Source organism: Kitasatospora sp. NPDC032150 (genome assembly GCF_055579945.1).
Map to the genome: position 1 here is coordinate 1 of NZ_JBVIMH010000036.1, position 10,102 is coordinate 10,102.

Genomic DNA, 10,102 nt, shown 5'->3' on the forward strand with positions numbered 1-10,102 from the left:
ACTCATCACCCTCGTCGAACACGCCCTCCTCGCCCGCCTCCGATGAGGAGGGGCCCTCTCCTCGCCCGCCTCCGATGAGGAGGGGCCCTCTCCTCGCCCGCCTCCGATGAGGAGGGGCCCTCTCCTCGCCCGCCTCCGATGAACCGAGGAGAACCTGGACCGTCCGTCCAGGCCGTAGAGGGCGGCGAACAGGGGTGCGGGGAACCGTGCGGAGGACCGGCCACCGAGGTGCCCGGTCTCCCGCGCGGCTCCCCGCACCCCGGAAGCTCAGCCCTCCGCCGGATCCAGTCCGGCGCGGAGCAGCCCGTAGGTGTACGCGTCCTCAAGTGCCCGCCAGGACGCGGCGATCACGTTGTCGGCGACCCCGACCGTGGACCAGGTCGATGTGGCGTCGCCGGACTCGATCAGCACCCGGGTCTTGGAGCCGGTGCCGTGCTGGCCCTCCAGGATGCGGACCTTGTAGTCCACCAGCTCCATCCGGGCGAGCTCCGGGTAGATGTGCTCAAGTGCCGTGCGCAGCGCCATGTCCAGCGCGTTCACCGGGCCGTTGCCCTCGCCGGTGGCGATCCTGCGTTCGCCCTTGGCCCAGATCTTGACGGTGGCCTCGTTGCCCGCCTTCCCGTCCGGCAGCTGTTCGCTGATGGTGCGCCAGGACTCCAGGGTGAAGAAGCGCTCCCTGCGGCCCTTCACCTCGTCGCGGAGCAGCAGTTCGAAGGAGGCGTCGGCGGCCTCGTAGGTGTAGCCGAGGTTCTCCTGCTCCTTGACCTTGGCGACCACCCGGCCCACCAGGTCGCGGTCGGCGGAGAGGTCGTAGCCGAGCTCCTTGCCCTTGAGCTCCACCGAGGCCCGGCCGGCCATGTCGGAGACCAGCATCCGCATGGTGTTGCCGACCAGTTCGGGGTCGATGTGCTGGTACAGGTCCGGGTCGACCTTGATCGCGGAGGCGTGCAGCCCGGCCTTGTGGGCGAAGGCGGAGAGGCCGACGTAGGGCTGGTGGGTGGAGGGGGTGAGGTTGACCACCTCGGCGATGGCGTGCGAGATCCGGGTCATCTCGGCCAGCCTGCCCTCGGGCAGCACCCGCCGGTCGTACTTGAGTTCCAACGCGCCGACCACCGGGAACAGGTTGGCGTTGCCGACCCGCTCGCCGTAGCCGTTGGCGGTGCACTGGACGTGGGTGGCCCCGGCGTCCACGGCGGCCAGGGTGTTGGCGACGGCGCAGCCGGTGTCGTCCTGGGCGTGGATGCCGAGCCGGGCCCCGGTCTCCTTCAGCACGTCGGCGACGATCTCGCGGACGCCCGCGGGCAGCATCCCGCCGTTGGTGTCGCAGAGCACGACGACGTCGGCGCCGGCCCGGTGCGCGGTGCGGACCACGGCGAGGGCGTACTCGCGGTTGGCCCGGTAGCCGTCGAAGAAGTGCTCGCAGTCGATGAAGACCCGGCGGCCCCGGGAGCGCAGGTACTCCACGCTGTCCCGGACCATCTCCAGGTTCTCCTCCAGGGTGGTGCGCAGCGCCAGTTCCACATGGCGGTCGTGGGACTTGGCGACCAGGGTGATCACCGGCGCGCCGGAGGTGACCAGGGCGGCCAGCTGCGGGTCCTCGGCGGCCCGGCCGCCGGCCCGGCGGGTGGCGCCGAAGGCGACCAACCGGGCGGTCCTGAGGTCGAGTTCGGCGGCGGCCCGGGCGAAGAACTCGGTGTCGCGCGGGTTGGCCCCGGGCCAGCCGCCCTCGATGAAGCCGACGCCGAAATCGTCCAGGTGTCGGGCGATGGTCAGCTTGTCGGCGACCGTGAGGTTGACGCCCTCCCGCTGGGCGCCGTCGCGCAGCGTGGTGTCGAACACGTGGAAGCTGTCGTCGGGACGGCTGTTGGCCTCGGTCATGACCCTGGGTTCTCCGTTTCCGGGAGTACTGCTGTCGTTTTGCCGGATTCTCCGGCTCCACTGTCCACCATCCCGCGCGCTCCCCGGTGTCCCTCGACCCCTTGTGGGGGCTTCGGCCGGTCCGGGCGGAAACAAAAAGACCCCTCGCGGGTGCGAGAGGTCTGCGCGCGGGTCTGGACGACGGTGATCGCTCCGCACCGGGGTACCGGGGAGCGGTCACTGCGGACCGGCGCGCCTGCTGCTAATAATCAGCGAAAGCGAGGACACCCTCGGAGTCTTGCACACCATCCGGAATCCGGCCCGCCCGTCTCGCGATGCGGAACGCCTCAGGTGAACCTGACGGTGTCCAGGTCGAAGTCGAACGGCTTCGGCAGCGGCAGCGACTGGCCGACAGGGACCCAGTTGAGGCCGTGGTAGTCGCCGTCCTGCGGGTCGCTGTGCAGGATGACCTTGTTCCCGTCGCGGTCCACCAGCAGATAGAGCGGGATCCCGGCGGCGGCGTACCCCTTGCGCTTGACCTCCCGGTCCTTTACCGGCCGGGTGAAAGTCACCTCGACGACCATCAGGACCCGGTCCGGCTCCATCCAGGACGGTTGTCCGTCGAACGCTTCCTCCTCGGCGAACGTGCCATCCGGGATGTACCGGCCCCCTGGCACGATCAGCCCCTTGTTCCCCGCGAAGGTGACGTCCGCAGTGCACCGGCGGAAGACCTGCCTCACGATGCGGCCGACCGTGGCCTCGTGGTCACCGTCCGGCGGTGGGGTCACGATGATCTCCCCCTCGATGAGCTCGGCCTTGAACCCCTCCGGGGTTTCCAGTGCCAGGAAGGCTTCCAGCAGGCTCTTGCCCTCGTCACCCGACGTCTCGGCGAAGTCGTGCGTCAGCGCGGTCATGGCCCCTCCCTTCCGGTCCGCAGAGCTCAACGAGCGGAACAGTCTCGAGGTTACCCACGCCGGGCGTCCCGCCGAGGCGGGACGCCCGGCTGGAGATCAGACGATCTTGTGCAGCCAGCCGTGGGTGTCCGGCACCTGGCCGCCCTGGATGGCGAGCAGGTTCCGGCGCAGCTCCATGGTGATCGGGCCGGGCTCGCCCTTGCCGACCGTCCAGTCCCCGCGGGCCGACTTGACCGAGCCGACCGGGGTGATGACGGCCGCGGTGCCGCAGGCGAAGACCTCGGTCAGGGTGCCGTCGGCGTTGCCCTGCTTCCACTCGTCGGTGGAGATCCTCCGCTCCTCGACGGCGTGGCCGAGGTCGGCGGCCAGCTTCAGCAGCGAGTCGCGGGTGATGCCGGGAAGCAGCGCGCCGGAGAGCTCGGGGGTGACGATCTTCGCGTCCTCGCCCTCGCCGAAGACGAAGTACAGGTTCATGCCGCCCATCTCCTCGATCCACCGGTGCTCGGCGGCGTCGAGCCAGACGACCTGGTCGCAGCCCTTCTCGGCGGCCTGGGCCTGGGCGACCAGCGAGGCGGCGTAGTTGCCGGCGCACTTGGCGGCACCGGTGCCCCCGGGCGCGGCGCGCACGTACTCCTCGGAGAGCCAGACCGAGACCGGCTTTACGCCACCGGGGAAGTAGGCGCCGGCCGGGGAGGCGATGATCATGAAGAGGTACTCGTTGGACGGGCGCACGCCCAGACCGACCTCGGTGGCGAACATGAACGGCCGCAGGTAGAGGCTCTGCTCCGGCTCACTGGGCACCCAGGCCTGGTCCTGCTGGACCAGCAGCTCCACGGCCTCGATGAAGGTCTCGACCGGCAGCTCCGGCATGGCCAGCCGGCGGGCGGAGGCCTGGAAGCGCTCGGCGTTGGCGGTGGGCCGGAAGGTGGCGATGGAGCCGTCGGCCTGCCGGTACGCCTTGAGGCCCTCGAAGATCGCCTGGGCGTAGTGCAGCGTCATGTTGGCCGGGTCGATCTCCAGCGGCGCGTACGGCGTCAGCTGCGCGTCGTGCCAGCCCCGGCCCTCGGTCCAGCGGATGGTGACCATGTGGTCGGTGAAGACGCGGCCGAAGCCGGGGTTGGCCAGCCGGGCCTGCCGCTCCGCGTCGGACAGCGGGTGCGCGGAGGGCTTGAGCTCGAACGTGATGGGCGCCTGGGTGGGCGTACTCATGTCAGTCTGTCCTTCACCGTGGGGTTGGTCCGGGCCCCGCCACCGGCGTTCGAACACACGACGGCACGGCCCACTGTCGATACTCGCATCCAGAGGGCCGTGCCGAACAGCTGGCGAGCTGCTCCGTTATGTGCTCCGGCCCGTCGGCCGGAACTCCCCCGTTAGGGATCCGGCCCGCTAGCCGGAACTCCCCCGTTAGGGATCCGGCCCGCTAGCCGGATACTCGGGCGGCGAGCGCGTCACCGACCTGGGAGGTGGTCCGGGGGCCGGTGCGCTCGGCCAGGTCGGCCGCGACGGCGGCCTCGACCTTGGCCGCCTCGGCGGTGAAGCCGAGGTGTTCCAGCAGCATGGCGACGGACAGCACGGTGGCGGTCGGGTCGGCCTTGCCCTGGCCGGCGATGTCCGGTGCCGAGCCGTGCACCGGTTCGAACATCGACGGGAACTCACCGCTGGGGTTGATGTTTCCGCTGGCGGCCAGGCCGATGCCACCGGTGACCGCCGCGGCCAGGTCGGTGAGGATGTCGCCGAACAGGTTGTCGGTGACGATCACGTCGAAGCGCTCGGGCTGGGTGACGAAGAAGATCGTCGCCGCGTCGACGTGCAGGTAGTCGGTGGTGACCTCGGGGAACTCCCGGCCGACCCGCTCGAAGATCCGGGTCCACAGGTGGCCGGCGTGCACCAGCACGTTGTTCTTGTGGACCAGGGTGAGCTTCCTGCGCGGCCGGGCGGCGGCACGCCGGTACGCGTCGCGCACCACCCGCTCGATGCCGAAGGCGGTGTTGACGCTGACCTCGGTGGCGATCTCGTGCTCGGTGCCGGTCCTCAGGGTGCCGCCGTTGCCGGCGTAGGGGCCCTCGGTGCCCTCGCGGACGACCACGAAGTCGATCTCCGGCCGGCCCGCCAGCGGACCTGTGACGCCCGGGAGGAGCTTGCCGGGGCGCAGGTTGATGTAGTGGTCGAAGGCGAACCGCAGCTTCAGCAGCAGTCCGCGCTCCAGCACCCCGGAGGGCACCGACGGGTCGCCGATGGCACCGAGCAGAATGGCGTCGTGGGTCTTCAGCTCGGCCAGCACGCTGTCCGGGAGGGTCTCGCCGGTGCGGTGGTAGAACCGGGCACCGAGGTCGTACTCGGTGGTCTCCACCTTGACGTCGGCGGGGAGGGCGGCGGCAAGCACCTTACGGCCTTCGGCCACCACTTCCTGGCCGATGCCGTCACCGGGGATCACTGCGAGACGAAGGCTGCGAGACATGGCAGGGACCATACTCGCGCGTCCCATGTCGTGACACGTTCTGTCCATCATCCGGACGTCGCGTGTCGCGGGAACGGTGGTACGCAGTTTCGAACGAAGCGGGCGTAACCGGTAATATCCATCCAGAGTTCATGGTTTCTTCACGGGGGATCACAGATGGTCAATCCCATCAGCCGACGCCGCGCCCTGTGGCTCACCGGCGGGATGGCGGCACTGCCCGCGGCCGGTTACGGCCTGTGGGAGGCCACCCGTTCCACACCGCCCAAGCCGCACGCCACCAAGACTCCCCCGGAGACCATCCAGGCCAGCGGTATCGCGGGCAGCTCGGAGCGGATGTCCTTCGTCCACGTGATCGCCCATCCGGACGACAACCTCTACTTCATGAACCCCGACCTCGACCAGGCCGTCGCCACCGGCGCCTCCTGTGTCACGGTCTGCCTGACCGACGGCGAGTCGGACGGCCGCAACGTGCTGCACAGCGAGGCGGGGCACAGGCGCGTCCCCGCCGATCGCCCCGACTACACCAGGGCGCGGATCAACGGGCTCGCCGCCTCGTACGCCGTGATGGCCACCGGTGACGAGAACAGCCCGTGGGACGTGAAGCTGGTCAGCTACCACGACGGAATCTCGGTCGAGCAGCACACCCTGCGGGCCGCTCCCCACGTGCAACTGATATTCCCGGCGCTGGTGGAGGCCCGTGCGGTGAGCACCCCCAGGACGGACAGCCTGCGCGGCCTGTGGCTGGGCCAGGAGGAGCGGATATCCACCCTGCCTCCGGTGCGCAGCGGCCTGCCCCCGCAGGTCAGTTACACGCGGGACCAGCTGATAGACACCCTGGTCAACATCATGGACCACTTCCGCCCCACCGTTGTCCGGATGCTGGACCCCAACCCGGACCATGCCCCCAAGGCGCCGCCCAGGGCGCAGGGCCTGCTCTACCTGGACCACCAGGACCACACCTACTCGGCGTACTTCACCCAGGCGGCGCTCGCCAAGCACTGGGGCGACGGCCTGGCCCGGACCGCGACGGTGGAGAGCTACCTCGGCTACGTCAACGCCGAGCTGCCTGCCAACCTGGACCAGGCCACCGTGCAGCGCAAGGCGCGGCTGATCGACACCTACGGCTGGGCGGACGGCCGAGACTGCGGCGACCCGGCAGGCTGCGGCGACCGCAAGGTCGGCAAGGGCGCGCTGCGCAACGGCTGGGCGCAGAGCACCCGTTACCGCGCGGCGGGCAGCGGCCAGTGGCTCCAGCGGACCGCCGACGGCAGGCTGGCGGCCTTCACGCTGCTGAACGGCGCCGCCGCGTACTGGTACGAGGACGCCAAGGGCTGGCACGGCCCCCGGCGGATCGCGGGCGGGAGCCTGGAGGGACAGCTGCAGGTGATCCGTCAGTCCGACGGGCTGCTGCGGCTGCTCGGCGTGCGCACCGTGCTCGGGTACACCTTGCAGGACCACCGTCGGGAGGTCGTCACCTGCGTGCAGACCCCGGGCGCTCCGGGCGAGCCGCCGTCCTTCGGCGACTGGCAGAGCCTGGGTTCGCCGGACGGTGACGACGCGGTGAAGTCGATGGAGTTCGGCTACCCGTGCGCCCTCGCCCGCCCGGACGGCAGCCTGCAGGTCTTCGTCCGCACCTTCGCGGGCACCGTCGCGGTACGGACGCTGAACGGCGGCTGGAACGCGCTGCCGCTGCCGAGCGGGGTGGGCCAGCAGGTCCAGGACGGCCTCGGCGCGGTGCTCGACGCGAACGGGCTGACCCATGTCTTCGCGGGCGGCAAGAGCGTCGCGCACTGGATGAGCGACACCCCGGGCGGGCCGCTGCGCCCGGCCTCGCCGACCGGTCTGCCGGTGCCGGGCGGCCCGATCACCGCCCTGCTGGCCCCGGACGGCCGGCTGCGGCTGCACTTCCGCGAGCCCAGGTCGGCGAAGGTGCTGACCGCCGAGCTCCAGCCCGGCAGAGGGATCTGGAAGGTCGTCGGCGAAACCGTCCCACCTGGTGGTTTCGGCCGGGTCGCGGCCACCGCGAACGCGCTGGCGGTCAGGGACGGGAAGGGGCGCGTCGCCCTTTCCACCAGCCAGGACTGGCTCCACTCCGGCGGCCAGGAGTGGCTGCGCTCCGGACCGTTGCTGACCGGAACCCCCTCGCTCGCCACCGACCGGGCGGGCCTGCCGGTCGCCGTCGCGGTGGGCTGCGACGGCATGCTCTACGTCGCCCGGCGCCCGGCCGAGGACCAGCCGTTCGGCCAGTGGACCGTGGCACCCTGAGGCCGCCGGTTCCCGTGGGACAGGGCCGCTTATGCTCGACCAGTTCAAGACGACCCGCAGCAGGGAGCCGCACGCCGTGAGCCGGAGCACCGCCCTCGTCCGCCGCCCAAGGAGCCCGGAGCTCGGTGCGGCCCTGCTCGCGGCCGGGCTCTCGATGGGCGCCTACTGCCTGGCACTGGCGCTGCGCGGCACGTACCCGTTCGGCGCGCGCTCTCGCGCGGTGAACGACCTGGGCAACCAGTTCGTGCCGTTCCACGCCCACCTGTGGGACCTCCAGCACGGAAACACCACCGGTGACCTGGTCTTCAACTGGAACAGCGGCTACGGCGCGCCGTTCCTGGCGGACTTCTTCACCTATCTGACGAATCCGTTCTCCTGGCTGGTCGGGCTCTTCCCGCGCGACGCGGTGAACTTCCCGGTCTTCCTGGTGACCCTGCTCAGCATCGGTCTGGGCGCGGCCGTGATGACGTACTTCCTGGGCCGGCTGCACCCCGGCTCGCCGTGGCTGCGCGCGCTGCTCGGGACGGGGTACGGGGTCTGCGCCTGGGTGGTCAACGACGGTTCCCCCGACCCGATGTGGATGTGGGGCCTGGTCTCGCTGCCGCTGGTCGGCATCGCCTGCGACTGGTGCCTGCGCGGCCGCCGCTGGGTGCTCGGCACGCTCTTCGTGGCCGTCGCCTGGGCGGGGAACTTCTACACCGGCGCGATGGCCACCATCGGCGCCGGACTGGTGCTGCTGCTTCGGGTGGTGCTTGACGAGCGGCCGGTCCGGGCCCGGCTGCTGGTACTGGGCCGGGCGGCGGCCATGGTCGTGACCGGGGTGCTGCTGACCGCGCCGGTGATGTTCGTCGGCCTCAAGGCCAGCAAGGCCTCCCAGCCCGCGCCGCTCGCCACCTACGACGGCCCGCCCGCGCTCACCGACTACCTGGCCCAGCTGCTGCCCGGCGGCCGCTCCGCGGTGAGCGTGCCGAACATCTTCATCGGGGTGCTCGGTCTGCTGCTGGTCGCCTCGCTGCCGTTCAACCGGCGGCTCGGCGTGCGCGAGCGGGTGGCCTGGTACGCGCTGCTGCTGCTGGTCGCGCTCAGCTTCGTCTGGGAGCCGACCATCCTGCTCTGGCACGGCCTGGCGATCCCCAACGGCAGCCCGTACCGGGCCGCGTTCGTGCTCAGCGGCCTGCTCACGATGGCCGCCTGGGTCTCGCTCTCCCGCCGCCCCGACCTTTTCGCGCTGACCGGCGGCGCCGCGCTGGTGGCCCTGGTCGTACTGGCCGGGCACGGCCGCAGCTCGGTCTACGCCATGACCTGGGTGCTGGTCCTGGCCGGCGGCGCGCTCACCTTCGCCGCGCTCTGGGCACTGGAGCACTGGCACGGCGAGGGCCGGGCCGGGCGCATCGCCGTCCTGGTGCTCACCTGCGGCGTGCTGGCCGGGACCACCCTGTCCACGTACTCGGCCACGGTGATCCGCGACAAGCTGCCGTTCTTCTTCCCCCGCCCCACCATCAACGGGCCGAGCCTGGCCGCGTACCAGGTGCTCAGCCGGCACGACGACTGGCCCGCCTCCCGCACCGACCCCGGCCCGCACGAGTTCGCCTCCAACGACCCGATGCTGCTGGCCGGCGAGGGCGGTTCGTACTACAGCAGCTACCTCCCGGCCGCCACCGCCGAACTGCTGCACGACCTCGGCGCGGGCTGGTTCATCCAGGGCCGGCACACCCTCAGCCCGGCCGACCCGGTCGGCCGGGCCCTGTTCGGGGTCACCACCTACCTGGACAGCAGCTCGGACCCGAACGGCTTCACCGCCAGGCACGCCACCGCCGCGCCGCTGGTCACCGTGCACCCCTCGATCAAGCCGGACACCTCCTCGGTCTGGTCCCGCCAGGAGTCCCTGCTCGGCGCCAAGGTGTACGAGGTCCCGCAGCTGACCCCGACCGCCGGCCCCCGGCCCGCCCTACACGGCAGCAGCGGCTGGTCCGTCCCGGCCACGCCCAGGGGAAGCGCCTGGACCACCTTCACCGGCAGCTGCGCCCCCGGCAGCAGCGCGTTCTTCTACGCGCCGTGGTTCGGCGGCACGGTGATGGGGATGGGCGCCAAGTACGAGAGCTACGGCAGGCAGCCGATGACCGCCATGCCGATCAGGTCGCTGGGCACGGTCGGCGCCGACGGCAAGGTCCAGGTGCAGCTGCGCACCTCGGCCGCCGCCCAGATCCCGGCCCAGCCGATCGGCTGCTTCAGCCAGCCGGCCCTCGACCGGGCGCTCGCCGGGCTCAAGGGCGCCACCCACGTCAGCGCGGGCGGGCACACCCTGAGCGCCGAGCTGCCCGCCTCCTCGAGCGGTACCGCGCTGGTCGCGCTGCCCGCCGTCACCGGCTGGCAGTGCTCGGTGGACGGCGGCGCCCCCCGCCCGGTGCAGTCCGTGCTCGGGATGATCGGGGTGCCGCTCGGCAGCGGGGCCTCCCGCCTGTCCTGCAGCTACCGCACCCCCGGGCTCGCACCGGGACTCGCGGTCAGCGGGGTCGGCCTGGTTGCCCTCGTCGGAGTGCCGCTCGCCGATAGGCTGCGGCGCAGGGGCAAGGCGGTTGAGTCGGCCACCCCGGTACCATCGACGTGA

The 10,102-nt window shown here is 71.4% G+C and carries 6 protein-coding genes; 2 read left to right on the forward strand and 4 right to left on the reverse strand.

Going from position 1 to position 10,102, the window contains the following annotated elements; all coding sequences use genetic code 11:
* Positions 1–267 precede the first annotated feature (267 nt).
* The 4 genes from cimA to ACZ5ON_RS29940 form a co-directional block, all read right to left on the reverse strand.
* Positions 268–1,878: a citramalate synthase gene (cimA, locus tag ACZ5ON_RS29925; protein ID WP_465599258.1), complete on the reverse strand. Its 1,611-nt coding sequence runs from the start codon at positions 1,876–1,878 to the stop codon at positions 268–270.
* 326 nt (positions 1,879–2,204) lie between these two features.
* On the reverse strand, positions 2,205–2,771 hold the full coding sequence (locus ACZ5ON_RS29930; RefSeq protein WP_465599260.1) for a Uma2 family endonuclease: 567 nt from the start codon (positions 2,769–2,771) through the stop codon (positions 2,205–2,207).
* Between the two features lie 96 nt (positions 2,772–2,867).
* On the reverse strand, positions 2,868–3,980 hold the full coding sequence (locus tag ACZ5ON_RS29935; protein WP_465599262.1) for a branched-chain amino acid aminotransferase: 1,113 nt from the start codon (positions 3,978–3,980) through the stop codon (positions 2,868–2,870).
* Positions 3,981–4,191: 211 nt separating this feature from the next.
* Positions 4,192–5,229 carry a 3-isopropylmalate dehydrogenase gene (locus ACZ5ON_RS29940; RefSeq protein ID WP_465599264.1) on the reverse strand — a complete coding sequence of 346 codons (1,038 nt, stop codon included), beginning with the start codon at positions 5,227–5,229 and terminating at the stop codon, positions 4,192–4,194.
* Between the two features lie 156 nt (positions 5,230–5,385).
* On the opposite strand from ACZ5ON_RS29940, the gene ACZ5ON_RS29945 reads away from it, so the two are divergent.
* Complete coding sequence (locus tag ACZ5ON_RS29945) at positions 5,386–7,494, forward strand: PIG-L family deacetylase (protein ID WP_465599266.1); 2,109 nt, start codon at positions 5,386–5,388, stop codon at positions 7,492–7,494.
* A gap of 76 nt (positions 7,495–7,570) precedes the next feature.
* Entirely contained in the window at positions 7,571–10,102 is a 2,532-nt protein-coding gene (locus ACZ5ON_RS29950) for a YfhO family protein (RefSeq protein WP_465599268.1), read from the forward strand.